Origin of the sequence: Geothermobacter hydrogeniphilus, from assembly GCF_002093115.1 — a bacterium.
GTDB lineage: Bacteria > Desulfobacterota > Desulfuromonadia > Desulfuromonadales > Geothermobacteraceae > Geothermobacter_A > Geothermobacter_A hydrogeniphilus.
The window spans coordinates 38,535-61,949 of the sequence record NZ_NAAD01000015.1; the positions used below are offsets into that span (position 1 = coordinate 38,535).

At 60.4% G+C, this 23,415-nt stretch carries 23 protein-coding genes and 1 pseudogene; 9 read left to right on the forward strand and 15 right to left on the reverse strand.

Annotated elements, in window-relative coordinates:
- The first annotated feature begins 153 nt into the window (after nt 1-153).
- From mnmL to B5V00_RS12025, 3 genes are all read left to right on the forward strand, one after another.
- On the forward strand, nt 154-1,080 hold the full coding sequence (gene mnmL, locus B5V00_RS12015; RefSeq protein ID WP_085011048.1) for a tRNA modification radical SAM protein MnmL/YtqA: 927 nt from the start codon (nt 154-156) through the stop codon (nt 1,078-1,080).
- Nucleotides 1,080-1,574, forward strand: a complete 495-nt coding sequence (locus tag B5V00_RS12020; RefSeq protein ID WP_085011106.1) for an asparaginase — start codon at nt 1,080-1,082, stop codon at nt 1,572-1,574. The genes mnmL and B5V00_RS12020 overlap by 1 nt, the downstream gene beginning before the upstream one ends.
- Before the next feature lie 61 nt (nt 1,575-1,635).
- On the forward strand, nt 1,636-2,091 hold the full coding sequence (locus tag B5V00_RS12025; protein ID WP_085011049.1) for a phosphate-starvation-inducible PsiE family protein: 456 nt from the start codon (nt 1,636-1,638) through the stop codon (nt 2,089-2,091).
- A gap of 174 nt (nt 2,092-2,265) precedes the next feature.
- Here the strand turns inward: B5V00_RS12025 and B5V00_RS17215 are convergent, their stop codons facing one another.
- The 5 genes from B5V00_RS17215 to B5V00_RS12045 form a co-directional block, all read right to left on the reverse strand.
- The gene (locus tag B5V00_RS17215) at nt 2,266-2,406 is read right to left on the reverse strand and encodes a hypothetical protein (protein ID WP_172399736.1); all 141 of its coding nucleotides are present in this window, start codon (nt 2,404-2,406) and stop codon (nt 2,266-2,268) included.
- Between the two features lie 127 nt (nt 2,407-2,533).
- On the reverse strand, nt 2,534-2,734 hold the full coding sequence (locus tag B5V00_RS12030; protein ID WP_085011050.1) for a cold-shock protein: 201 nt from the start codon (nt 2,732-2,734) through the stop codon (nt 2,534-2,536).
- Nucleotides 2,735-3,026: 292 nt separating this feature from the next.
- Nucleotides 3,027-3,503 (reverse strand): YaiI/YqxD family protein, encoded by a 477-nt coding sequence (locus B5V00_RS12035; RefSeq protein WP_085011051.1) that lies wholly within the window; start codon nt 3,501-3,503, stop codon nt 3,027-3,029.
- A 28-nt stretch (nt 3,504-3,531) separates the two neighbouring features.
- Nucleotides 3,532-3,936, reverse strand: a complete 405-nt coding sequence (locus B5V00_RS12040) for a hypothetical protein (RefSeq protein WP_085011052.1) — start codon at nt 3,934-3,936, stop codon at nt 3,532-3,534.
- Nucleotides 3,937-4,296: 360 nt separating this feature from the next.
- Nucleotides 4,297-5,568, reverse strand: coding sequence for a DEAD/DEAH box helicase (locus tag B5V00_RS12045; protein ID WP_085011053.1), 1,272 nt, complete (start codon nt 5,566-5,568; stop codon nt 4,297-4,299).
- A gap of 363 nt (nt 5,569-5,931) precedes the next feature.
- Between B5V00_RS12045 and B5V00_RS12050 the strand changes: the two genes are divergently transcribed.
- On the forward strand, nt 5,932-6,912 hold the full coding sequence (locus B5V00_RS12050; protein ID WP_085011054.1) for a nucleoside recognition domain-containing protein: 981 nt from the start codon (nt 5,932-5,934) through the stop codon (nt 6,910-6,912).
- 7 nt (nt 6,913-6,919) lie between these two features.
- On the opposite strand, the gene B5V00_RS12055 is transcribed toward B5V00_RS12050, so the two are convergent.
- Complete coding sequence (locus B5V00_RS12055) at nt 6,920-7,765, reverse strand: methylated-DNA--[protein]-cysteine S-methyltransferase (RefSeq protein ID WP_085011055.1); 846 nt, start codon at nt 7,763-7,765, stop codon at nt 6,920-6,922.
- 215 nt (nt 7,766-7,980) lie between these two features.
- Here B5V00_RS12055 and B5V00_RS17605 point away from each other — a divergent pair.
- Together B5V00_RS17605 and B5V00_RS12060 are read left to right on the forward strand one after the other, a co-directional pair.
- Nucleotides 7,981-8,228 (forward strand): annotated as a pseudogene (locus B5V00_RS17605) (EamA family transporter); the annotation flags it as partial.
- A gap of 277 nt (nt 8,229-8,505) precedes the next feature.
- Nucleotides 8,506-9,144: a LysE family translocator gene (locus tag B5V00_RS12060; RefSeq protein WP_085011056.1), complete on the forward strand. Its 639-nt coding sequence runs from the start codon at nt 8,506-8,508 to the stop codon at nt 9,142-9,144.
- 7 nt (nt 9,145-9,151) lie between these two features.
- On the opposite strand, the gene B5V00_RS12065 is transcribed toward B5V00_RS12060, so the two are convergent.
- The 4 genes from B5V00_RS12065 to B5V00_RS12080 form a co-directional block, all read right to left on the reverse strand.
- Nucleotides 9,152-10,729: a DHA2 family efflux MFS transporter permease subunit gene (locus tag B5V00_RS12065; protein WP_085011057.1), complete on the reverse strand. Its 1,578-nt coding sequence runs from the start codon at nt 10,727-10,729 to the stop codon at nt 9,152-9,154.
- 131 nt (nt 10,730-10,860) lie between these two features.
- Nucleotides 10,861-12,015, reverse strand: a complete 1,155-nt coding sequence (locus B5V00_RS12070) for an HlyD family secretion protein (RefSeq protein ID WP_085011058.1) — start codon at nt 12,013-12,015, stop codon at nt 10,861-10,863.
- A complete protein-coding gene (locus tag B5V00_RS12075; protein ID WP_085011059.1) occupies nt 12,012-12,599 on the reverse strand; it encodes a TetR/AcrR family transcriptional regulator in 588 nt (195 codons plus the stop codon). Before B5V00_RS12075 ends, B5V00_RS12070 begins: the two co-directional genes overlap by 4 nt.
- Nucleotides 12,596-13,906, reverse strand: a complete 1,311-nt coding sequence (locus B5V00_RS12080; protein ID WP_085011060.1) for a TolC family protein — start codon at nt 13,904-13,906, stop codon at nt 12,596-12,598. Before B5V00_RS12080 ends, B5V00_RS12075 begins: the two co-directional genes overlap by 4 nt.
- Before the next feature lie 129 nt (nt 13,907-14,035).
- On the opposite strand from B5V00_RS12080, the gene B5V00_RS12085 reads away from it, so the two are divergent.
- Together B5V00_RS12085 and B5V00_RS12090 are read left to right on the forward strand one after the other, a co-directional pair.
- Nucleotides 14,036-14,383: a translation initiation factor Sui1 gene (locus tag B5V00_RS12085; RefSeq protein WP_139800759.1), complete on the forward strand. Its 348-nt coding sequence runs from the start codon at nt 14,036-14,038 to the stop codon at nt 14,381-14,383.
- A 2-nt stretch (nt 14,384-14,385) separates the two neighbouring features.
- Nucleotides 14,386-16,377 (forward strand): molybdopterin-containing oxidoreductase family protein, encoded by a 1,992-nt coding sequence (locus B5V00_RS12090; RefSeq protein WP_085011062.1) that lies wholly within the window; start codon nt 14,386-14,388, stop codon nt 16,375-16,377.
- A gap of 118 nt (nt 16,378-16,495) precedes the next feature.
- Here the strand turns inward: B5V00_RS12090 and B5V00_RS12095 are convergent, their stop codons facing one another.
- The 5 genes from B5V00_RS12095 to B5V00_RS17545 all read right to left on the reverse strand — a co-directional run bounded on the left by B5V00_RS12095 (nt 16,496) and on the right by B5V00_RS17545 (nt 21,126).
- Nucleotides 16,496-17,266 (reverse strand): amino acid ABC transporter ATP-binding protein, encoded by a 771-nt coding sequence (locus B5V00_RS12095; RefSeq protein ID WP_085011063.1) that lies wholly within the window; start codon nt 17,264-17,266, stop codon nt 16,496-16,498.
- 20 nt (nt 17,267-17,286) lie between these two features.
- A complete protein-coding gene (locus B5V00_RS12100) occupies nt 17,287-18,378 on the reverse strand; it encodes an amino acid ABC transporter permease (protein ID WP_085011064.1) in 1,092 nt (363 codons plus the stop codon).
- 4 nt (nt 18,379-18,382) lie between these two features.
- Nucleotides 18,383-19,576, reverse strand: a complete 1,194-nt coding sequence (locus B5V00_RS12105) for an amino acid ABC transporter permease (RefSeq protein WP_085011065.1) — start codon at nt 19,574-19,576, stop codon at nt 18,383-18,385.
- A gap of 113 nt (nt 19,577-19,689) precedes the next feature.
- Nucleotides 19,690-20,709 (reverse strand): amino acid ABC transporter substrate-binding protein, encoded by a 1,020-nt coding sequence (locus tag B5V00_RS12110; RefSeq protein ID WP_085011066.1) that lies wholly within the window; start codon nt 20,707-20,709, stop codon nt 19,690-19,692.
- A 288-nt stretch (nt 20,710-20,997) separates the two neighbouring features.
- Nucleotides 20,998-21,126, reverse strand: a complete 129-nt coding sequence (locus B5V00_RS17545; protein WP_269845107.1) for a hypothetical protein — start codon at nt 21,124-21,126, stop codon at nt 20,998-21,000.
- A gap of 206 nt (nt 21,127-21,332) precedes the next feature.
- On the opposite strand from B5V00_RS17545, the gene B5V00_RS12115 reads away from it, so the two are divergent.
- On the forward strand, nt 21,333-23,381 hold the full coding sequence (locus B5V00_RS12115; RefSeq protein ID WP_085011067.1) for an ATP-dependent helicase: 2,049 nt from the start codon (nt 21,333-21,335) through the stop codon (nt 23,379-23,381).
- Nucleotides 23,382-23,415 lie beyond the last annotated feature (34 nt).

Consider the following 23,415-nt stretch of genomic DNA (forward strand, 5'->3'; position numbering starts at 1 on the left):
GGCGATTGTCACGGTTGCGCGGTAGTTCCTGGTTCTGGATCAGTAGAACTTTTCAAGTATATCAATCCTTTCAGGGGCTGCAACGGTTTGTGACGGGCAGGTTGAGAATGGAAGGGACTTGCCGGATCTGGTCGGGCATGTCATAAAGACCGCATGCGGTCGAAGCGCTACAATCTGTTTTCCGAGGACCTCAAGCAACGCTTCGGCGGTCGGGTGCACAAGATTTCCGTCGATGCCGGTTTCGGTTGCCCCCATCGCGATGGCGGCCGCCGGGGGGGTGGGTGTATTTTCTGTGATCCGGGAGGATCGGGCTCCTTCGGCCTGGAACGTCGGCTCTCGGTTCGCGGGCAGATCGAGGCGGGTAAGGAGGTCATGACCCGCAAGTACAAGGCAAAACACTTCATGGCTTATTTTCAGCCATTTTCAAACACGTTTGCCCCGGTGGCACGATTGCGGACGCTCTACGATGAAGCCCTCGCCGTAGCCGATGTCATCGGTTTTTCGGTCGGGACCCGGCCCGACTGTCTACCGGATGAGGTTCTCGACCTGCTTGCCGACTACCATCGCCGGACCTGTTTCTGGCTGGAGATCGGTTTGCAGAGCAGCCATGATGCGACCCTGGAGTGGCTGCGCCGCGGTCACGACTATGCCTGCTTCCTCGATAGCTACCGGCGGGCGAAGGAACGGGGACTCAAGGTCTGTGTCCACGTTATCCTCGGCTTGCCGGGTGAATCGCGCCGGCAGGTGCTGCAGACGGCTGACGAGATGGCTCGATTGCGGGTTGACGGCATCAAGCTGCACCTGCTGCATGTGATGAAGGGGACGGTTTTGGGTGAGCGCTACCGGGCCGGGGAATTCCGCCTGCTGGAGCGGGATGAGTATGTCACGCTGGTCTGCGATGTCCTCGAACGGCTGCACCCGGCAACCCTGATCCATCGCCTGACCGGTGACGGCCCGCGAGACTACCTGCTGGCGCCGCTCTGGTCACTGAAGAAATGGGAAGTCCTCAACGCCATCGACGCCGAGCTGGAACAGCGCAGCACCCGGCAGGGAAGCCGGGCAGGAAAACAGGAGTTTTAATCGTGGATATTCTGATCCTGACGGCCGGCGGTACCATCGACAAGATCTATTTCGACGCCAAAAGCAGTTTTCAGGTCGGCGAATCACCGATCGGCGAGTTGCTCAGGGAAGCGAACCTGACTCTCGACGTCGAGGTGCGATCCGTGCTGCGCAAGGACAGCCTGGAGATGACCGATGCCGATCGCGCTCTGCTTCGACAGGCCGTGGAAGAGGCGACTGCCGAAAAGATTGTCATCACCCATGGCACCGATACCATGGTTGAAACCGGCAAGGCACTGGCCGGCATAACCGGCAAAACAATAGTTCTGACCGGTGCCATGCAGCCGGCCCGGTTCCGCTCCACCGATGCGCTGTTCAATGTTGCCAGCGCCCTGACCGCGTCCCAGATTCTTCCGGCCGGAGTCTACATCGCCATGAATGGCCGCATCTTAGACCCGCGCCGGGCGCGTAAGAATGTGGCGGCGAACCGGTTTGAACTTCTGACCGAAAGCTGACCGTACCCAAATCGTTTTCCAACCTTTTCCCCTCATGTTCACGTCCAAAGGAGAAAAGACTATGGAAAAACGAGTTGAACTGAGCTTTCCCGGCCCCTTTTTTGAGCAGGCCTGCAAGGTGCTGCTCTCCTTCCTGCTGCTGGCACTGCTGGGGACGATCGGCGCCGGCATTGCCCGCACCTTTGTCGACCTGCTTTCCAGCCTGACGACTCTGGTTGATCCGGGAGGTACCGAGTACTTTTTCCGGGATATCCTGGTCGATGTGCTGACAGTCCTGGCACTGATCGAAGTCTTTCGCACCGCCATGAGTTACCTGGTCGAAGGACGGGTCAAGGTGACCTACATTATCGACACGGTGCTGGTGGCGCTTTTGACTGAAGTCCTCGCTTTCTGGTACCGGGAAATGGACGTGAATCGGATGCTGATGGTGATCGCCCTGGTGGTGAGTCTGATGTTCGTGCGCATTATGGCGATTCGATTTTCACCGAAGCGGAGGGAGCTTGTGGAAGGGTTGTAGGTGGATGAGGGTCCGGAAGTTTGTCAGCCCGGCAAAAGGACCGGCGATCACCCCGTTCGGCAGCAACCCTGCCCGGTCGGCCTGAATACGCGGTCAGCTGGAAAGCCGGCTTTCAGGCCAGGGTGTTTTCACGCAACCATACATCGGCCGGCCTGATGGCGAATTCCGGACCATCTATTCTGAGTCCGTGGTTTCGGTCTCCTGGTCCGTCAGCCCCTTCTGTTCCTGGCGGCGTTTCAGCTTCTCTTCTTTTTTTGCTTTTTTCGCCAGTTCTTTCTGGCGTTTTTCATAGTTGTAATTTGGTTTTCTGGCCATTGATTCCATCCCTCCCCGGGACGTTGTTTTGACTGCGGGCAGTAAAAAGCCCCGCGTAGATCGCGGGGCCTTTTGAACAAATACGAAAAACCGGAAGACAGTCGTTACTGACGACGTCCCGCGGATTTCAGATTTTGCGCACGCCGGCCGACTGCGGGCCTTTCTGCCCCTGGGTGACGTCGAAGCTGACACGGTCTCCCTCGGCGAGAGATTTGAAGCCGTCCCCTTGAATTTCAGAAAAATGAACGAACACATCGGGTCCATTGTCCTGTTCGATAAAACCGAAACCTTTTGCGTCGTTAAACCATTTCACAGTACCTTCAGCCATCTTTTTTCTCCACGTTTCCCTTGTTGGGAACTTTTTGTTGTGCCGGTCAGTTGCCCGGAAAATAAAAAAACACGCATCCCAAACGGGTCTGCGTGTTTTGATCCATGTTGACACCTTGTCAAGCGGTTGGGCGTCGAAAAAAACCTGCACAAACTTGCTTAGTTGGATCGACTCTAGCACGTACCGGATATGAAAGGCAAGGGTTAAGTTGAAAATTCAAGGATCAGGTCTGAATCAGTGAGCCCGGCCAAGCACTTGCACTCGCCATCCAACAGGAACGCACGGATTCAGGTCAGGGTGAATGGGTGTTTCCCGGTGCCGGTGACACCGTCCTTGCCAGGAGCTGGTCGAGGCGGTTGGCAAAGGCCTGGCGGTCGGATTTTTTCAATGGCGGCGGGCCTCCGGTTTCGATGCCGCTGCCGCGCAGCTCGTCGAGCAGGTTACGCATGCTCAGCCGTTCGTGGATGTTGTCCCGGTCGATCACGTCACCGCGTGGTCCGAGAACGTGGACCCGATTGTCGACCAACTGCGCCGCCAGCGGGATGTCGGCGGTAATCACCAGGTCTCCCGCTTCGGCTTCGGCAGCGATGTGCGCGTCCGCGACGTCCATCCCGGCCGCGACCCGGATGGTGGTAATGTGCGGAGAGGGGGGTACCTTCAGGGGTTGGTTGGCCACCAGGGTCAGCCTGATCCCGGTTCTTGCCGCGGCGCGGTAGAGGATCTCCTTGACGCTTTTCGGACAAGCGTCGGCATCGACCCATATCTGCATGTTCGAAATCCGGATTCCTGGTGGCGGTTTATTTGCAGCGCATGGTTTTTCGGCCATCCTCGAACAGGACATCGACTTTGCGCGCGCCGGCGATTCGCTGGACCAGGCCCAGGCCGAAGAGCGGGTGGTTGATCAGGTTGTTGACCCGATACTCGCCGTCCATGGAGTAGTCCCTGGCCGCAGCACTGTCCAGGCTGGGACGCAACTCCTCCCATTCCTTGCGTTCGGCAATCCTCGGGTCAACGGGTTTTCGTGTCGCCGGTTTTCTCGGTGCCGTGGGCGGGCGGTACTTGTGTTGCCTGTCGCAGGTGCCGCATTGGACTTTTTCCGGTCCTTCCTCGCCCATGATGATGATGGTGTGCGAGGTGTTTTTCCGGCACTTGGTGCAGCGGGCTTCAATCGGATCGCCTGTTGATGGAGCCGTTTCTGACATGATCGTCCTTCCTTGTCTGGGGGAGGCGGCAGGTGGCAAAGACTGAACTCGCGGTGCCGGAAAGGCTCCCGTCGATTCAATTTTCTGACGACACTGCCGGGCTTCAGGGCCAGCTTTTCAGATTGTCGCAGCCCTCAGCACCGGATGGCACTGGAGGGCTGTCGAGATTGTGAAGGTGTTTCAGGAAGGCGGATGGTCGATCCCGTTTCGTTTTTCTCGGCTGGTCAGCTTTCCCTACATACATATTAAACAAGCATACACCCTGTTGCCGGTAAAGGAAACCGTGAGAGCCGAAAAAGCGGATCCGGCATGAACTCGCGGGTTCAGGTTGAAGGCGCGACCGACCTCCTGCTGATCGATTTACAGGGTGCCGACCCGGTTGGCGGCTCTTCTCCGCGGGCGCCTGCGGGCCGGCTGGGGAAGAGATCCGTTGCCGGTCGGGATACCGTTTTTCCTTGCCTGTACGGGTTTTGCCGATCGGGGACTCTGTCCGGTGCGGGCAGGCGCGGGCAGCCGGTAGTCGAAATTTTCCAAGGTGCGTTGTTCGACCTGTTGGCCGAGGACCTTTTCGATCGCCCGCACCATCGCCCGATCTTCCTCGGTGATCAGCGTGAAAGCGTCGCCGCTGCGGCTGGCGCGGCCGGTACGGCCGATGCGGTGGATATAGGCTTCAGTGGTGTTGGGAATGTCGAAGTTGATGACGTGTGAAACCTGTGAAACGTCAATACCGCGGGCGGCGATGTCGGTGGCCACCAGGATCTGGACGCTGCCGTCACGAAAGCCGTTGAGGGCCGCCTGACGCTTGTTCTGGGAAAGGTTCCCCTGCAGCGAGGCGGCCCGGTAGCCGCTTTTGCCGAGTTTCTCGCCGAGGCGCTTGGCGCGATGCTTGGTGCGGGTGAAGACCAGCACTGATTCGGTGTTGGTCTGTTGCAGCAGTTTGAGCAGCAGGTTGGTCTTGAGATGCTGCGGTACCGGGTAGAGGGCGTGACTGACTGTTTCCGCCGGGGCGACGATATCGACCTGCACCCGTTCCGGGTCGGTGAGGACTTCCTCAGCCAGGTGGCGGATCTCTTTCGGCATGGTGGCGGAGAAGAGCAGGGTCTGTCGTTGGACCGGCAGCGCTTTGATGATCCGCCGGATGTCGGGCAGAAAGCCCATGTCGAACATCTGGTCCGCCTCGTCGAGGACCAGCATCTGCAGCCGGCGCAGGTCGATGGTTCCCTGTTGAATGTGATCAAGCAGGCGGCCCGGGCAGGCGACGACAATATCGACCCCTTTTTTCAGTCGGGCGATCTGCGGGTTGATGCCGACACCGCCGTAGATGGTGGTGCTGCGCAGGCCGCTCCGGTTGCCGAGCTGGCTGAGTGATTCGTGAATCTGTTCGGCCAGTTCGCGGGTCGGGGCAATGACCAGGGCGCGAACCCCGCCTCGTGGTTCCGTCAGCAGACGATGCAGGATCGGCAGGCCGAAGGCCGCGGTTTTCCCGGTGCCGGTCTGGGCCAGGCCCATGACATCGCGCTGCCGCATGATTTTCGGAATGGCTTGTGCCTGAATCGGTGTCGGAGTTGAGTAGCCGGCTGCCGTGATGCCGGCGTTGATTTTCGGGTGGAGATTGAAACTGCTGAAATTCATAGGATCCTTTTTTGCGGTCCGATACGTGGGGCCGATGGGGACTGTTGCGGGAGAGGGGACGCGGCCGATGACGGCCGGAACGAAAAAAGCCCCGGATGATTCCGGAGCCTGAAGAGACGTCTTTTCAATCCTGGAACAGCGGTATGGGTGTCTGCGCCCTTTTCTTCTGAGGACGCGAAACTTGATAGACAGTATCAGTCATGGTGGGGAAAAGTCAAGCGTGCCCCGTTGCCGGTTGGCCAGTTCCGCCCTTTTCATCCATCTGTTGTTTGAACGAAATGTTCCATCGAGTCCGCAAAAGCTGGTCACTTTTTGCGATTTTTCCATTATCCTGTTGTTTTTTGAAGACCCGTGAGGCGTGAGATGAAAAAGTTCGTGGAAGCACTGAAAACCCTCCTGCAGGAGAGCGGCTCCCTTTACCTTGAGTTGCTCAAGGTGATGGTGCCGGTGATGATTCTGGTACGGCTTGCCGTCGAGCTCGGAGCCATTGATCTGGTGGGTAAAATTGTCGCCCCGGTCATGTCCCTGGTCGGACTTCCGGGCGAGATGGGCTTTGTCTGGGTGACCGCCATGCTGGTCAATATCTACGCCGCCGCCGCGGCGCTGCTGACGCTGCTGCCCACGGTGCCCCTCAGCATAGCCCAGGCGACGGTCCTCGGCGCAATGATCCTGATCGCCCATTCGCTGCCCGTCGAGCAGCGTATCGCCCAGAAAGCCGGGGCCGGTTTCCTCTTCACCCTGGTGCTGCGTCTGGCCGCAGCCCTGGTTTATGGGGCTCTGCTCAACCTGGCCTATGCCGGCTTCGCCGGGATGCAGGAACCGGCGCGGGTGATCTTTCTGCATCTGACCCCGCCCGCGGCAGACTGGGGGACCTGGGCCCTCGCCAGTCTCAGCTCGTTGTGGTCGATTTTCTGGATCATTACCGTTCTGCTGGCCGGACTGAAGGTGCTGGAACGGACCGGTGTGACCCCTCTGCTGGCACGGGCCTTATCGCCCCTGCTGCGTCTGATGGGGATCGGCACCATGGCTACCTCGATGACTGTTACCGGCAGTCTGCTGGGAATTTCCTACGGTGGCGCGCTGATTATCCAGGAAGCCCGCTCCGGACGACTTGCCGCCAGAGACGTCTTTTTGTCGCTCTGTTTCATGTGTCTCTGCCACAGCCTGATTGAGGACACCCTGTTCGTGATGGCCTTCGGCGGCCACTGGTCCGGCCTGCTGATCGGCCGCTTCCTCTTTGCCCTGCTGGTGACCATGCTGCTGGCGCAGGGGGTGCGGCGTCTGTCCGGCGGGACTGTCGAGCGGTTCCTGTTCGGCAAGGGGCAACGTTCGGTTCGGACCTGACCCCTGATTAATCCGGTATGCGAAGGTTGTTCGCCGCTTCCCGCGCCAGTATCGCCCGCTTACGGGTTATCCCCCAGCGGTAGCCGCCGATGCCGCCGTCCGTTCGCAGCACCCGGTGGCAGGGGATCAGGCAGGCGATCGGGTTATGGCCGACGGCAGTGCCGACCGCGCGCTGGGCGCCGGGATGACCGATCGCTTCGGCCAGGGCACCGTAGGTCACGACACGTCCTTCCGGAATCTTCAGCAGCGCTTCCCAGACCTTGAGCTGGAAATTGGTTCCCTTGAGCAGCAGCCGCAGCGGCTCGTCCTGCTCCCTGTCGGGTGTTGCAAAAATCCTATCGACCAGAAGCCCGGTTCGTTCCGTATCCTCCGCGAGTTCAGATTGTCGCCACTCTGAACGCAGTTCCTCGATTGCCTGCCGCCTGCCGTCTTCGACGAAGGAGAGGGCGCAGATGCCGCGTGTGCTGGCGGCGAGCAGGCAGTCGCCGAAGGGGGTGGAATGGAAGCCGTAGAACAGCTGCAGGTCGCGGCCGAAGCTCTTGTATTCGCCGGGAGTGACCGCTTCGACGCTGACGAACAGGTCGTGCAGCCGCCCCGGCCCGCTCAGGCCGACCTCGAAGGCCGTCTCCAGCACCGACTCCGAGGCGCGCAGCATCTGCTTGGCATGCTCGACGGTCAGGTACTGCAGGAACCGTTTCGGGCTGACCCCTGCCCAACTCTTGAACAGGCGTTGAAAGTGAAAGGGGCTGAAGCCGATATGGGCCGCCACCGTTTCGAGGGAGGGTTGCTCGGAGACATGATCTTCCAGGAAGCGGATGGCCTGCGCGATGTGCTGATAATCAGGATGGTCCATCGATCTTCTCCTTCGTCGGAGTTTAACCGAGTCCGGTCAGGATAGACAAGGGAAGGAAAATGGGCCACCCGATTCTTGCTTTTCAGACTTTCGCAAGAATCGGGTGGCTGGCCGCTACTCCTGGCATTATTCTGTAGCCGATCATCCTCTCCATCCTCTGGGGAGGGTCGTTCTTCTTTGTCGGTGTGGCGGTGAAGGAGCTGCCGCCCTTCACCCTGGTGCGGGTTTCGACCGCGCTCGCCTACATCATTTATTTCCGCCTGCTCGCTACCGCCGGCGCCACCAACCTGCTACTGGTGACCCTGTTGATCCCGTCAGCGCCATCCTCCTTGGCGCGCTCTTCCTCGAGGAACAGTTCGCGGCTACGGATTTCGCCGGCATGGTGCTGATCGGGCTGGGCCTGCTGGGGATTGACGGGCGGCTGGCGGCGCGAATCCGGTTATCCGGTTCGACCGCATCCTGAAGGGGCAGGGGACTGGTTCGAATGATTTTTTGTGCGGACCTGCTGTACCTCTTCCTCGTTGATGCCGAGGGCGAGGAGGAAGCCTGAAGTGTGAAGCTGCAAGCGGGGCAAGGGGAATCTGCGTTTTTTTGTTTCCAGGTGCCCGCTCCCTTGCAGCTCGCTGTCTACCTCAAAAGTTCGGCGGTGACAGGGCTTCATCAGGAGGAGTTGCTAAACTGAAGGACTTGCTGCAGAGTATCTCTCGTCAAGCTGTCTGCAAGTGGAAAGGAAAACCCTGATGGACCATCTCAGCCTCGCTGCCGCCCTGATCGCGATTACCATCCTGACCCTCACTCCAGGGGTCGATACCATGCTGATCATCCGCAACACTGCCCGCGGCGGCTGGCGCGACGGCGCGGTCAGCAGCCTCGGCATCTGCTCGTCGCTCTTTCTCCATGCCGGGATCTCGGCGGTGGGGATCTCTGTGATTCTGATGCAGGTTGTCTGGGCTTTCAGCCTGCTGAAATTGGCTGGCGGAGCCTACCTGGTCTGGCTGGGCCTGACCAGTCTGCGCAAGGGCCTGCGGCGCGAAATCTTCGAACTGGAGCAAGGCCGGATGGCGACTCTGGAAGGTTTCGCGGCCGGACGTTCCTTGCGCGAGGGCTTCCTCTCCAACCTGCTCAATCCCAAGGCGGTGGTTTTCTACATGGCCTTCCTGCCGCAGTTCATCGACCCGGCCCGATCAGCCTTGCTGCAATCGTTTTTCCTGGCCGGGTGCCATTTTACCATCGCCATGCTCTGGCAGTGCCTGCTGGCGCTGATGGTCCGGCAGGTCAAGGGTTGGTTGCAGCGTCCGCGGGTCAGCCAGTGGTTCCACGGCCTCACCGGCACGGTGCTAGTCGCCCTCGGCCTGCGCATGGCGGTGAAGCATCAGTAGCGGCAAGTCATTGACGGGCTGACAGACTCCCGACCTCGGCGCGTTTCTCGCGCGCCAGCACCCAGAAAATCAACAGCAGAAAACTCGACCCGGCAATGGCGAAGATGAAACCGTGGCGGAAGGTGTCCTGGAAGGCGTAGCTGGTTGCCTGCAGCTGCTGAACCTTGCCCAATATCAGTTGCGCGGCAACCTGCGGATCGACCGGGAGGTTGGCGCTGAGCTGGTGCCCCCAACTGGAGAACTGGCTCAGCAGGTGCGGCAGGTTCTGCATAGGGGGGATGCCGTCGTAATGAACGGCAGTGCTTCTCTCCAGGGTGTTGGTGGCAATGGCGGTGCCGAGGGAGCCGCCGACGAAACGCAGGTAGTGCATCAGGCTGACTCCCTGGGCCGTACGCGCTCCGAGGTTGCGAAGCGCCAGGGCTGACAGCGGCGCGAAGAAGGCGCCGAGACTGATGCCGAGCGGGATGGTCAGCAGCGCCGCCCGGGTGGATGGGGTGTAGTAGTTGAGAGAAGGAAGCAGCCAGTAGCTGGTAACCAGGTAGAGCGCGGTGCTGCATGCCAGCACTTTCTGCGGTCCGTAACGGTCGCTGAGGATGCCGGCCAGCGGTGAGAAAATGGCGATGAAAATAGCGAAGGCGAGCATGTGCAGCCCGGTGTCAAAGGTGCTCAGCCCTTTCAGGTTCTCGTAGTAAAGCGGCAGCAGGTAGAAGATCTGGTAGATCGACAGGCCGAGGACCAGGAAATAGAAGCCCATCGACAGGGAATAGACCTTGTCGCGGAAGATGGCGACGTCGATCAGCGGCTTTTTCGCCCGCAGTTCGTTGGCCAGGTAGAGCAGCAGCAGGATGGCGCTGGCGTAGCCGAGAACCCCGATCAGGGTCGACTGCCCCCAGCCGAGCTGCTGTCCCTTGGAGAGCAGCACCAGCAGGCTGACAGTGAAGCCGCCGAGAAGCAGGTAACTGAGGAAATTGAATTCGAGTCGTCTGGTGTGGCCGGGCAGCTTGGGCAGCAGCATCGCTCCGGCCAGCAGGTTCAGGGCCCCGGTCGGCAGATTGATGAAGAAGACCCAGCGCCAGTTCAGATGTTCGGTGATCCAGCCGCCGACGGTCGGCCCGAGGGACGGGGCGAAGCTGACGCCCATGGCGTAGATACCCATCGCCAGTCCGCGTTTTTCAGGAGGGTAGATCAGGAACAGGATGGTCTGGGCCGAGGCCATGATCAACGCCTCGCCGAGGCCCTGCAGCACCCGGGCGCCGATCATCTCGCCCAGAGTGCCCGCCAGACCGCAGAAGAAACTGGCGCCGGTGAAGACCACCAGTCCGATCAGGAACAGGCGCTTGAGACCCAGTACCGCACCGAGGCTGTGAGTCAGCAGCAGGCCGACCGCCGCCGCCGTCATGTAGGCGGTGATCACCCATTGTACGCCATAGAGGTCGGTTGCCAGCGGCCCCATCATTTTCGGCACCACCACGTCGACCACAGTGGTGTCGAGGATTGCCATGAAGGAGCCGACCATGACGATCAGGGTCAGCACCACCCGGTAGCCGGTGGATATCTCCTTGTAAATTTCAGGTGGGGCGTTCATCTATAAATCCTTGAAGAAATCTCAACGGAGAGTCGCAGAGGAGCAGAGATGGAGAGAGGCTTTGAGGTTTAAACCCAAAAGCAAAAAGTCTTTCTCTGCGTTCTCTCCCTCTTTGCGCCTCTGCGTTAAATTCAACTCTTGCTGCGCCTGATTTCGATCTCGCCACCCAGGCCCACCCGCAGCAGTTCCCGCGGTCCCCCGGTGATGCGGATGCGGACCGGAATGCGCTGCGCGACCTTGGTGAATTCCCCGGCGGAAATATCCCGCGGGGCAAGGGCGAAGGTCGCCGCCGACGCCGGCAGGATCTGTTCGACCTCGCCCTGCCAGTGCAGGTCAGGGTAGGCGTCCATACTGATGCTGACTGCGGCGCCGGGGTGAACTCCTTCCAGCTTGTTCTCCTCCAGCAGCGCATTGAGGTAGAGATCGGCGGGATTGACCAGGGCGTAGACCGGTTGGCCGGGGGAGACCTGGCTGCTGGGGGTGACCAGCCGTTTGGCGACCCGTCCTTCGATGGGACTGAACAGGCTGGTGTTGCGCAGATCCCGCCGGGCCTTGTCCAGCCCGGCCTGCAGCCGCTTGACATTCTGCTCCGCGCCTTTCAGCTGCTGATCGAGTTCGGCCAGTTGCTTCAATTGCGCCCGGGCCAGTTGACGTTTAAGCCGGGCGGTGGTTATGGCCGGGTCGAGAGCCTGTTTACCGCTTTCAAGGGCGCGCAGTTCGGCCTGCTTGCTGTCGAGTTCCGTTTCCAGGGATTCGAGCCGATGGCGGGCGATGACCTGCTGCTTGAGCAGATTGCGATAACGTTGTCGATCGCGCTGCAACTGCTCAATGAGCATTTTCAGGCTGTCACTGCGGGCCTGTTGCGCCTGTTGCTGATGCTGCAGCCGCTTGATGTTTTCAGCCGCCATCCGCACCTGCAGGTTCAGTGCTTTGCTGAGCCGCTGACGTTTGAGCAGCAGGGCGGCGCGTTGCCGGTCGGCGGTGTTCAACTCGGCCTGCAGCCGCTCCACTTCCAGCCTGTAGGGGGCGGGGTCGACCCGGGCCAGCAGTTCTCCCTTGTGAACCGTTTCCCCCTCTTTTTTCTTCAGTTCCAGCAGGGTGCCGCCGACGCGGTCGAAGCCGACCTCGGTGAGGCTGTCGCTGGCGACGAAAACGGCATTGGTGACGGCAAAATTAAGGCGATGATGGATGAAGCGGGCCAGCCCGACGAGCAGGATGATCACCATCGCCAGCAGCACGATTTGCGAGAGGCGGCGCCGATTCAACGGGGATTTTTTTTCGGTCATTGATTTCCTCCAGGCAGCAGGGCAACGATATGTTCGGCAATGACGACCGGATTGTCGTGCTGCGGTTGATATCCGGGGAGAAAACGCCTGAGTCCGGCATTTTGAAAATGTTGCATCACCAGGCCGATAATCGAGCCGGCCAAAAGAAAGGGATCGAACTGCGGTGCAAGCTCACGACAGAGTCGTTGCAGCTCGCGGGTCACTTCGCTGAAGACCGATTCGGCGGTCAACTGCAGTCGCTGCCGGTCACCGTCGAGCAGCTCGCGCTGCAGCAGTCGCTGAAAGGTGCGATCCTCCGTCAGTTGCCGGCACAACGTCTCGACCAGGTTCCGCAGCCGCCGGTCGGCGGGACCGTCTTCCCTCAGCAGGGTCAGCAGCTGGGCCGTACGGTCAGCAAAGGCCTGTTTCATCGCCGCCAGGTAGAGGGCCTGTTTGTCCGGAAAATGATGGTAGAGGCTGGCGCTGCTCTGCCCGCAACTGCGGGCGATATCCCGCATGCTGACCCCGTTGTAGCCGGATTCGGCAAACAGGGGGATGGCGCGGTCGAGAATGGCATCGCGGCTCAGGTTGGCGCGTCTGCTCATGATGTTCCTCCCGAAACGGCGTCATCTCCCCGCGCATGTCGCAACAGGGCGAGGGCGCGCAGATAGTCGTAATGGGCCGACTGCAGGTCGGTTTCGGCCCGGGTCAGAAGAGTGCGGGCGTCGAGCAGGTCGCTGGTGGAGATCAGGTTTTCACGGAATTGCAGGGTCGAGAGACGGTGATTCTCCCGCGCCTGTCTGAGAGCCGCCTCGGCCGTGGTCTGGTTCTGTCGCGCGACATCGAGTTGCTCGAGAGCCGCTTCGACTTCCAGCCGGACCTGGTCCTGCAGAGTCCTGAGCGCCTGCTCGCCGGCGCTGATCTGGTGACGGGCGGCAATGGCGCGGGCGCGGTCGGCGCCCGCAGCGAACAGGTTCCAGTCCAGTTGCAGGCCGATACTGGCATTGTCCCGGTTGCGGTAGGGGTTGTCGTTGGTCGCGATGTCGGTGCCGTCGCGCTGATAGCTGCCGACCAGGCTGACGCGGGGATAGAAACGACTCTGTTCCAGCCTGAGGCGTTCCCCGGCCATGGCGATCGCGCGTCGCGCCGCATTGATTTCCGGCCGTTTCCGCAGCGCTCCGGCTTCAAGCTCTGCAAGCTCCAGGGAGGGAGGCGGCGGGAGATCCGGCGCGCTCAACTGGAGAGATTCCCGGCGGGGGAGGCCGATCAGCAGTGCCAGCCGACTGTTGGCCAACCGCTGCTCTCCGGCCATCTTTTTACGCCGCAACTCCGCCTGGGCGAGGGCGACTTCGGCCTTGAGCAGGTCATTGCGCGGAATCAGCCCCTGCTCGAACAGCGCGCGGGCATCCTGCAGATGTTCCTGCAGTTGGTCATGTTCCTCGTCGGCCAGCCGCAGCCGGTCACCGGCCTCCAGCAGATCGAGATAGCGCAGGCTGGTTTCCAGCAGCAGGTCACTGCGGGCCTGCCGCAGGTCGAAATCAGCCAGGTCGACCTCAAGCCGGGCCAGGTTCTGTCGGGCGCTGAGGGCGTAACCGGTGAACAGCGGCTGGATCAGGTCAAGCTCGTAGTGATAGATGCTGCGGTCGTTGACTGGAAACTCCAGACCGTCGAACCGTTCAATGGGCTGATCGCGCAAATAGTTGCCGGTGGCCTTGAAGTCGAGCCGGGGCAGACGGTCGGCGCTTGCGGCGCGGGCCTGGTACTGCCGGCTGCGCAGGGTTTCCTGTCGCTGCTTGATGGCACTCTGGTTCTGCAGGGCCAGCTGTCGGGCGGTCGTCAGGTCAAGGGGACGGGCCTGGGCCGTTGCCGTCACAAAACAGAGAAACAGGAGGACAAGAATTGATGGGCGCATGGTTGACCTCGGACAATGAATTAAAACGAACGTTCGATAAAATAAGTCGCGGAAGCCACGGCGTCAAGGGGGAATTTTTTTTCCCGGCAAAAAGGCCGACGAGATAGAATGCGCCCAGAGGAGGATGGCATGAACAATCACCGTCTGGTTTATTCTGATGACATCGGCAGCCGCTGTCCGAAATGCGGCAAAACGTTGCAGAAATGCATTTGCCGCGCGAGCGGAGAGCCGGTCGGCGACGGCCGGGTGCGGGTGGCGCGGCAGACCAAAGGGCGCAAGGGGAAGGGCGTCAGTCTGATTGCCGGACTGCCGCTGGCGGAAAAAGAGTTGAAGGCGCTGGCTAAAGAGTTGAAGCAGCGTTGCGGCTGCGGCGGCACAGTCAGGGAGGGGATCATCGAACTCCAGACCGACCAGCGCGATCTGCTGGTGGAGGAACTGAAGAAACGTGGCTACCAGGCCGGAAAGGCGGGAGGCTGACCATGGCCGGAACCATCCATCGCTCCGTCTGTCCCTACGACTGTCCCGACGCCTGCGGCCTGCTGGTCGAGGTCGAAGACGGCCGCGTTGTCAGCGTCAAGGGCGATCCCGAACATCCCTTTACCCGCGGCATCCTCTGCGCCAAGATGCAGCATTACGAGCGCACTGTTCATTCACCACGACGTCTGTCGCAACCGTTGGAGCGTTGTGGCCCCAAGGGGAAGGGCAGCTTTAAGCCCATCAGCTGGGCGGCGGCGATTGAACGGATCGCAACAGAATGGCAGCGCATCATTGCCGATTCAGGTCCCGAAGCGATTCTTCCCTATTCCTATGCCGGCACCATGGGGGTTCTGCAGCGCAACGCCCTGATCCCTTTCTTCAACCGCATGGGGGCCTCAAGGCTGGAGCGAGGCATCTGCACCCCGGCCAAGGATGAAGGCTGGCGGGCGGTGATGGGGGAGACTCCCGCTCCGGCACCGGAACGGGTTCTGGACAGTGATCTGGTGATGCTCTGGAGCAGCAACGCCGCGGCCACCAACCTGCATTTCCTGCAGCTGGTGAAACAGGCGAAAAAACGGGGCGCCAGGGTCTGGATGATCGACCTCTACCGTAACGCCGGCAGCGGGGTGGCCGATGAGGTTTTCTGCGTCAGGCCGGGCAGCGACGGCGCCCTGGCACTGGGGCTGATGCATCTGCTGGTGCGCAACGGGCGCTGCGATGATGCCTTTCTTGCTGAAAAGGTACAGGGTTTTATCGAGTTGAAGGAGCAGGTCCTTCCCGACTACCCGCCGGAGCGGGTGAGTGCTCTCACCGGTTTGACCGTCGAACAGCTCGAACAGATGGCCCATGCCTTTGCCGTGGCAAAGGCTCCCTTCATCAGCCTCGGCGGCGGGCTGGCGCACTACAGCAACAGTGCCATGACGGTGCGCAGTATTGTCGCTCTCCCGACCCTGACCGGGGCCTGGGAACGGGGCGGCGGTTGTTTCGTCGGTACCAGCACCGGGGCCGCCTTGCCGATGGCGAAAATAACCCGTCCCGATCTGTTGTGCGGTTCTCCGCGCAGCATCAACATGAGCCAGCTCGGCGATGCCCTGATGCGGCTGGATGATCCGCCGGTCAGGAGCCTCTACATCAGCCATTCCAACCCGGCGGTGGTGGCCCCGGATCAGAACCGGGTCCTTCAGGGCCTCGCGCGCGAGGATCTCTTCACCGTGGTCCACGAGCGTTTCATGACCGACAGTGCCCGTTATGCCGACATCCTGCTGCCGGCGACCAGTTCCCTCGAATACGGCGATCTGTTTCGCTCCTACGGCAGCTACTGCGTGCAGCGCACCTGCTCCGTGATTCCTCCGGTCGGAAAGAGCAAGTCGAATCGCGAGGTAATTCGGCTGCTGGCTGCGGCCATGGACTACAGGGAGGATATCTTCTTCCGGGATGACGAGGAGATGATCGCCGAGCTGCTGGCCGAACCGAACGACTGGTGGGCCGGGGTCGACCGACAGGCGTTTCAGGAAGGCCGGCCGGTGGTCCTTACTCCGCCGCGAGCGGGCCGCTTTCATACGCCGTCGGGAAAAATAGAGATTCTCAATCCGCGACTGCGGGATCCCCTGCCGTGCTACCTGGAACCGTATCGTGATGAACTGCCGCTGCAACTGGTCACCGCTCCGGCGCTGAAGACTCTCAATTCCACCTTCTTCGAGCGGGATGAGTTGCGCGAACCGCAGATGTCCATCCGGGTGCATCCCGCAGAGGCCGAACGGCGCGGGCTGGAAGACGGCGGATCGGTTCACGTGTTCAATGCTCTGGGCGAGGTTGAGTTCGTGTTGCGGATTGACGAGAAGGTGCCGTCGGGGCTGGCGGTGGCCGAAGGGGTCTGGTGGCGTGAGTTCGCTCCCGGCGGACGGACTGTCAACGCCCTCACGTCCCAGCGACTCACCGATCTTGGCGGCGGCAGCACCTTTTACGATAATCGGGTCGACATCCGCCGTTGTTGAGGAGCGGTTGTCGCCTGCCCCGCTTCGCATAAACAGTAACGCCCCCGGAGAAAAAGACCGGGGGCGTTGTTTTTGATCGGGATTCAGTTGCCGCTAGGCCCGCCCGGGTCGGACGGGGTTACAGGATCTGGCTCAGGAACAGCTTGGTGCGCTCGTTCTGCGGGTTGTCGAAGAATTCGTGCGGGGTGTTCTCCTCGACAATCTGGCCCTCATCCATGAACATCACCCGGTCGGCGACGCTCTTGGCAAAACCCATTTCATGGGTGACCACCAGCATCGTCATGCCCTCGTCGGCGAGGTCGATCATGACGTCGAGCACCTCCTTGACCATCTCCGGGTCAAGGGCGCTGGTCGGCTCGTCGAACAGCATCACGTTCGGTTTCATGCACAGACTGCGGGCGATGGCGACCCGCTGCTGCTGACCGCCCGAGAGCTGCCCCGGGTATTTCTTGGCCTGTTCGGCGATCTTGACTTTTTCCAGGAACATCATCGCCGTCTCCTCAGCCTCCTTCTTCGGTTCCTTGCGCACCCAGATCGGCCCCAGGGTCAGGTTTTCAAGGATGGTCAGGTGGGGGAAGAGGTTGAAGTGCTGGAAGACCATGCCGACCTCGGCGCGGACCTTTTCAATATTCTTGATGTCATTGGTCAATTCGATGCCGTCGACGATGATCCGGCCGCGCTGATGTTCCTCCAGGCGGTTGATGCAGCGGATCATGGTTGATTTTCCCGACCCGGACGGGCCGCAGATGACGATCCGTTCACGGCGGGCAACCTTCAGGTTGATGTCAGAAAGAACATGAAAGTCTCCGTACCATTTGTGCATGCCGATCAGTTCGATAATCGGCTGGTCGATGGTCGAGGCGGTCTTTTGTGCGGTTGTATCAGTCATGGCAAATCTCGTTGCTCGGGTCAGCGGCCGGTGTGCAGGGCCTTTTCAAGTTTACGGCTGTAGCTCGACATGGCGTAGCAGAAGATGAAATAGAGGACCGCCAGGAAGAGATAGGCCTCGCTGGAAAAACCCATCCATTTCGGATTGGAGAGGGTGACCTTGGTGGTTTTCAGCACATCGTAGAGGGCGATGATGACGACCAGCGAGGTGTCCTTGAAGGCGGAGATCAGGATGCCTACACTTGGCGGAATGACGATCTTCAATGCCTGCGGCAGGATGATCAGGCGCATCGCCTGGCTGTAGTTGAGGCCGAGGGAGTCGGCTGCCTCATACTGTCCCTTGGTGATCGCCTGCAGGCCGCCGCGGACCACCTCGGCGATATAGGCGGCGGTGAAGATGATGATCGCCACCTGGGCGCGCAGCACCTTGTCGATGGAGATTCCCTCGGGAAGGAACAGGGGAAACATGATCGAGGACATGAACAGCATCGAGATCAGCGGCACACCGCGGATCAGCTCGATATAGACCACGCACAGCGACTTGATCGCCGGCAGTCTCGATTGTCTTCCCAGCGCGAGCAGAACGCCGAGCGGGTAGGCGCCGACCATGCCGAACAGGGAGAGCATCAGGGTCAGCGGCAGACCGCTCCACTTGGCGGTTTCAACCACCGGCAGGCCGAGCCCGCCGTGCATCAGCCAGCCCATGACAAACAGGCCGGCGGTCCAGATCGGGAACAGCAGCCGGTTCCAGCTGCGGCGGTTCTGGGAATAGAGGACCAGCGCCAGCAGCAGAATCATCGCTGTCAGCGGGCGCCACTGCTGGTCTTCGGGGAAGAAGCCGAAGAAGATGAAGCGGGCGTTGGCCGGGATAATCGACCAGCAGGCGCCGTCGATATCACGGCAGGCTGCGGCATCGCTCAGCCAGAGGCTGTCAACGAAGGCCCACTTGATCAACGGCGGGACCACCAGGTAGAGGCTGTAGATGGTCAGGATGGTCAGCAGCGAGTTGAACCAGTTGTTGAACAGGTTTTCCCGCAGCCAGCCGAGGACACCCACTTCGGTGACCGGCGGCTTGAGATATTCACGGCTTGTCGAGGTGTTGTTGTCAGTCATCGTCTCACCTCTCCACGATAGCCATTTTTTTGTTGTACCAGTTCATGAAAAATGAGGTCGACAGGCTGAAAAAGAGATAGACAGCCATGATCAGGGCGACCCCTTCGATTGCCTGCCCGGTCTGGTTGATGGTGGTGTTGGCGACGGAGACGAAGTCGGCGAAGCCGATGGCGATGGCCAGGGAACTGTTCTTGGTCAGGTTGAGCATCTGGCTGGTCAGGGGCGGAATGATCACCCGCAGCGCCTGCGGCAGCACCACCAGGTGCAGAACCTGGCCGGGGCGCAGGCCGATCGACATCGCCGCCTCGATCTGGCCGCGGCTGACCGACTGAATACCGGCGCGGACGATTTCAGCGACGAAGGCCGAGGTGTACAGGACCAGGCCGATCAGCAGGGCACTGAATTCGGGGGTGACCGCCATCCCGCCGCGGAAATTGAAGCCGCGCAGGACCGGAATATCCATTGCCGTCGGCGCACCGTAGGCCAGCCACACCAGTGCCGGCAGCAGCAGGCAGAGACCGAGGCCACTGCGTACCACCGGAAAGATCTGGCCGGTGAGATCCTGTCGTTTGCGTGCCCAGCGGGCCAGCAGCCACCAGAGTATAACGGCCGCCACCAGAGCCCACAGCATCGGGGTATGGGCGGGGTGTGCTTCCGGGACGGCAAAGATCAGGCCGCGGTTGCAGAGAAACACTCCCGGCAGCGGGTTGAGTGCCTGGCGCGGCGCCGGAAATGCCTCGTAGAAGATGGAGTACCAGAAAAACAGTTGCAGCAGCACCGGGATGTTCTGCATCACCTCGATAAATCCCCCCGCCAGGCGCGAAACAATCCAGTTGTGCGAGAGACGGGCGATGCCGACGACCACCCCCAGAAGGGTGGTCAGAATGATGCCGATGAAGGAGACCTTGAGGGTATTCAGGGCACCCGCCAGCAGGGCCCTGGCATAGGTGTCGGCGGCCGAGTAGTCAATCACCGATTCACCGATTTCAAAACCGGCCTCGTTGTGCAGAAAGCTGAAGCCGGTGGCGATCGACTGGCGTTTCAGGTTGGCCTGGGTGTTGCTGAACAGCACGTAGCCGATGCCGAGCACCAGCAACAGGACGGCGATCTGGAAAATAACACCGCGTTTTTCCGGGTTGCGCCAGAAGGGAACGGTACTTGACGTGATGTCAGGTGTTGCCTTGGGTTCGTTGCTCACGTTTCAATTTTTCGGGTTATGGGTTGAGGCTGAACCGGCGCTCATTGCACCGATGTAAATAAAAAAAGGGGGGGAGCCGACCTTGCGGACGGCTCCCCCGGTTCTGCAATGGTTTATTTGAACGGCGGTGAATACATCAGTCCACCGTTGGTCCAGAGGGCATTGAGGCCGCGCTCGAGGCCGAGGGTGGTTTTGGGGCCGACGTTGCGATCGAAAACCTCGCCGTAATTGCCGACCTGCTTGATGATATTGTAGGCCCACTTCTCATCCAGTCCCAGAGCCTTGCCGTTGCCGGGAATGACGCCGAGGAAGCGTTTGATCGCGGGATTCTTGCTCTTGAGCATCTGGTCGACGTTTTTCGAGTTGATCCCCAGTTCTTCCGCATTGATCATCGCCAGTACGGAGAAGTCGACGATATCGCGGAACTGGTCGTCGCCATGACGAACGGCAGGAGCGAGGGGCTCCTTGGAGATGATTTCCGGCAGAATGACGTAATCTTTCGGGTTCGGGGCCACGGCGCGGGTGCCGGCCAGCTGGGAGGCATCCGAGGTCAGTACGTCGCAACGACCGGCGAAGAAGGTCTTGGCCAGCTCCGTGGTGTTTTCGATGACGACCGGCTTCCATTTCATATTGTTGGAGCGGAAGAAGTCGGCGGCATTCTGCTCGGTGGTGGTGCCGGGCAGGACGCAGACGGTGGCGCCGTCAAGCTCCTTGGCGCTCTTGACGCCGAGCTTCTTGGGAACCAGGAAGCCCTGACCGTCATAGTAGTTGACATGGACGAAGTTCAGTCCGAGCTGGGTTTCTCGGGTCAGGGTGCGGGTGGCGTTGCGGGTCAGGACGTCGATCTCGCCCGACTGCAGGGCGGTGAAGCGCTGCTGGGCGGTCAGGGGGGTGAACTTGACCTTGCTGGCATCGCCGAAGATTGCCGCGGCGATGGCTCGGGCGGTGTCGACGTCCAGGCCCTTCCAGACCCCTTTTTCATCCGGCATGCCGAAGCCGAAGACGCCGCCGTTGACGCCGGCCTGGATAAAACCCTTTTTCTTGACCGCGTCAAGGTCCTTGCCGGCAAAGGCAAGCCCCGCGGGCAGTAACGAAAGACACATCATCAGTGCCACGATTTTTACCAGTTTCATCCGTTTCCTCCTCTGTTGTCGTTGGGTGGTTGAGAAAACAGCCGGGTTGACCCGGCCATCAATAAACCGATGTTAACTGCTTTTCGGCAAATAAAAAGTCGAAGTACCCGAAACGGCTGCATTTTCTGGCCGTTTGCGGTGGAATATTGGCAATACCAAACCGGGATTCAATCTCGACAAACAGTGTTTTGTAAAATAAGGCAGGGACAGCGGTGCTGTCAAACAGAAACTGCAACCGGTGCGAAGGTCGTGTTCAGGGCGGGGAGGGGGATGGAAACAGAGGTCGCGTCAGCCGCGGTTCTCCAGAGTTGTGGTCTGGATGGACGACTCGGGGACAGAGGGATTGCCCCCCCAGGAGACCAGCAGCAACGAGGCCCAGACCAGGCCGATGACAACAACCAGCAGACGTATCAACATGGGCAGGTAATCTAGCGAAACCGGCGTCGGAAATCAAGTCAAAAGAAGGACGACCGGGAGCTTGTTTCGACAATCGGTTTCATGTTATTTTTCAACGCCGCGCAGCGCATCAACCGAAGGCCCGTCCATTTCTGGAAGAGGGCTGTTTTTGTCCTGAATCCGTGAATCATTTCGCCGGTTCAGGTTTGTTTTTTCAAGAGGTCCCCTTGGTCGATTTCCATACACTCAATCCTGAACAGTATGCCGCCGTTGAACACGGCGATGGTCCCCTGCTGCTGCTGGCTGGTGCCGGGTCCGGCAAGACCCGCGTCATCACCTACCGGATTGCCTACCTGGTGCTTGAGCGCGACATCCATCCGGGGCATATCCTCGCCATGACCTTCACCAACAAGGCGGCGCTTGAGATGCGCGAACGGGTTGCCGGTCTGATCGGCCGCAAGCGTACCGCGGCCATGACCATTGCCACCTTTCACTCCCTCTGCGTGCAGATTCTCAAGCAACATATCGATCGGCTCGGCTACAAAAGAAATTTTTCCATCTATGCCGCCGCCGACCAGGTCCGGCTGATCAAGGATCTCATCGACCGGCATGTCAACAGCGGTGACCGGCGGATCGACGCCGACCGCATCCTCTGGATTATCTCCGATGCCAAAAACCGGCTGATTGCTCCGGAGGACTTCGTCCCGTTCCATGGTGATGAATACCAGCTGGCGGCAGCGACGGTCTATCCCGCCTACCAGAAGGCCCTCAAGGCTTTCAACGCGGTTGATTTCGACGATCTGATCATGTTGACCACCAGGTTGTTCAGGGATCATCCCGAGGCGTTGGAAGCCTGCCGGCAGTGTTACCGCTACCTGCTGGTGGACGAATACCAGGATACCAACGCCGCTCAGTACCAGCTGCTGCGGCAACTGGCGGCGCATGGCAATCTCTGCGTGGTCGGTGATGATGATCAGTCGATCTATGGTTGGCGCGGCGCCGATCTCGGCAATATCCTCGATTTTGAAAAGGACTTTCCCGGGACCCGGACCATCCGCCTGGAACAGAACTATCGCTCGACCGGCAATATTCTGGCGGCCGCCAACGCGGTGATCCGGTGCAATACCCGGCGCAAGGTGAAAAAACTCTGGACCGCTGACGGGGCCGGTGAGCCGCTGGAGATGATCGTCTGCCGCGATGAGGAGGATGAGGCCCTGCAGGTGGTCGAGCGTCTTCAGGTCGAACACTACCGGGGCCGGCCATGGAAGCATTTTGCCATTCTTTATCGCACCAACATCCAGTCGCGGGCTTTCGAGGAGCAGTTGCGCTACCTGGATGTCCCCTACCGGCTGGTCGGCGGCCAGCAGTTCTACGACCGCAAGGAGGTCAAGGATGCCGTCGCCTACCTGAAGGTGCTGCTCAACCCTTCCGACGAAGTCAACCTGCTGCGTATCCTCAACTATCCGAAACGCGGCATCGGTACCACCAGTGCCGACCGCCTGATTCAACGCTCAAGCGACCGCGACTGTTCCCTGTGGGAGGTGCTGCGCGATCCGTCGGGTGTCGACCTGAGTGACCAGGTGCGGGCGTCTCTGGCGCTCTTCGTGCGCCTGATCGAAACCTGGCGGTACCGGTTGCGCGACAGCCTTGATCTGACCGCCTCGGTTGCCGAGCTCTTCCGGGAACTCGACCTGGACGGGGAGATCAACCGTTCGACCGATGACCGGATCAAGGCGGAACGACGGCGCGAGTTTCTGCAGGACGTGATCAACGCCCTGGCTTCCTATCAGCAGCGCGAAGCGGAACCGACCCTCGCCGGGTTCCTGGAAAAAGTCTCCCTGCTCGATGATGAGCAGCAGGATGACAAGGACGCTGACGAAGAGGATGTTGTCACCCTGATGAGCCTGCACAGCAGCAAGGGACTCGAGTTCCCGATGGTTTTCCTGGTCGGGATGGAAGAGGAATACCTGCCGCACAAGAATTCTCTCGAGGCCGCGGCCGACGGTGGTGAAGCCACCGCTCCGATCGAGGAAGAGCGGCGGCTCTTTTATGTCGGTATCACCCGGGCGCGGCGGCAGCTGGTACTGACCCGCGCCGAGGAACGAAAAAAATACGGCAAGGCCCTCAAGCGCGAGCCGAGCCGTTTCCTTGCCGAGATTCCCGAGGAACTGCTGCAGGCGCGCAGTTCTTCGGTGCCGCGTCAGACCAGTGAAGCCGAGCAGCAGCAACAGGCCGGTCATTTTTTCAGTGGGATTCAGTCCCTGCTGGGAGAGTGAGTCTGTAATCGTTGTGTTCCCTGATTCAGGTTAA

What these genes read in the sequence shown, in the direction of transcription:
- mnmL (WP_085011048.1), top strand. Translation starts at nt 154, where the DNA reads ATGCGGTCGAAGCGCTACAATCTGTTTTCCGAGGACCTCAAGCAACGC.
- B5V00_RS12025 (WP_085011049.1), top strand. Translation starts at nt 1,636, where the DNA reads ATGGAAAAACGAGTTGAACTGAGCTTTCCCGGCCCCTTTTTTGAGCAG.
- B5V00_RS17215 (WP_172399736.1), bottom strand. Translation starts at nt 2,406, where the DNA reads ATGGCCAGAAAACCAAATTACAACTATGAAAAACGCCAGAAAGAACTG.
- B5V00_RS12030 (WP_085011050.1), bottom strand. Translation starts at nt 2,734, where the DNA reads ATGGCTGAAGGTACTGTGAAATGGTTTAACGACGCAAAAGGTTTCGGT.
- B5V00_RS12035 (WP_085011051.1), bottom strand. Translation starts at nt 3,503, where the DNA reads ATGCAGATATGGGTCGATGCCGACGCTTGTCCGAAAAGCGTCAAGGAG.
- B5V00_RS12040 (WP_085011052.1), bottom strand. Translation starts at nt 3,936, where the DNA reads ATGTCAGAAACGGCTCCATCAACAGGCGATCCGATTGAAGCCCGCTGC.
- B5V00_RS12045 (WP_085011053.1), bottom strand. Translation starts at nt 5,568, where the DNA reads ATGAATTTCAGCAGTTTCAATCTCCACCCGAAAATCAACGCCGGCATC.
- B5V00_RS12050 (WP_085011054.1), top strand. Translation starts at nt 5,932, where the DNA reads ATGAAAAAGTTCGTGGAAGCACTGAAAACCCTCCTGCAGGAGAGCGGC.
- B5V00_RS12055 (WP_085011055.1), bottom strand. Translation starts at nt 7,765, where the DNA reads ATGGACCATCCTGATTATCAGCACATCGCGCAGGCCATCCGCTTCCTG.
- B5V00_RS12060 (WP_085011056.1), top strand. Translation starts at nt 8,506, where the DNA reads ATGGACCATCTCAGCCTCGCTGCCGCCCTGATCGCGATTACCATCCTG.
- B5V00_RS12065 (WP_085011057.1), bottom strand. Translation starts at nt 10,729, where the DNA reads ATGAACGCCCCACCTGAAATTTACAAGGAGATATCCACCGGCTACCGG.
- B5V00_RS12070 (WP_085011058.1), bottom strand. Translation starts at nt 12,015, where the DNA reads ATGACCGAAAAAAAATCCCCGTTGAATCGGCGCCGCCTCTCGCAAATC.
- B5V00_RS12075 (WP_085011059.1), bottom strand. Translation starts at nt 12,599, where the DNA reads ATGAGCAGACGCGCCAACCTGAGCCGCGATGCCATTCTCGACCGCGCC.
- B5V00_RS12080 (WP_085011060.1), bottom strand. Translation starts at nt 13,906, where the DNA reads ATGCGCCCATCAATTCTTGTCCTCCTGTTTCTCTGTTTTGTGACGGCA.
- B5V00_RS12085 (WP_139800759.1), top strand. Translation starts at nt 14,036, where the DNA reads ATGAACAATCACCGTCTGGTTTATTCTGATGACATCGGCAGCCGCTGT.
- B5V00_RS12090 (WP_085011062.1), top strand. Translation starts at nt 14,386, where the DNA reads ATGGCCGGAACCATCCATCGCTCCGTCTGTCCCTACGACTGTCCCGAC.
- B5V00_RS12095 (WP_085011063.1), bottom strand. Translation starts at nt 17,266, where the DNA reads ATGACTGATACAACCGCACAAAAGACCGCCTCGACCATCGACCAGCCG.
- B5V00_RS12100 (WP_085011064.1), bottom strand. Translation starts at nt 18,378, where the DNA reads ATGACTGACAACAACACCTCGACAAGCCGTGAATATCTCAAGCCGCCG.
- B5V00_RS12110 (WP_085011066.1), bottom strand. Translation starts at nt 20,709, where the DNA reads ATGAAACTGGTAAAAATCGTGGCACTGATGATGTGTCTTTCGTTACTG.
- B5V00_RS17545 (WP_269845107.1), bottom strand. Translation starts at nt 21,126, where the DNA reads ATGTTGATACGTCTGCTGGTTGTTGTCATCGGCCTGGTCTGGGCCTCG.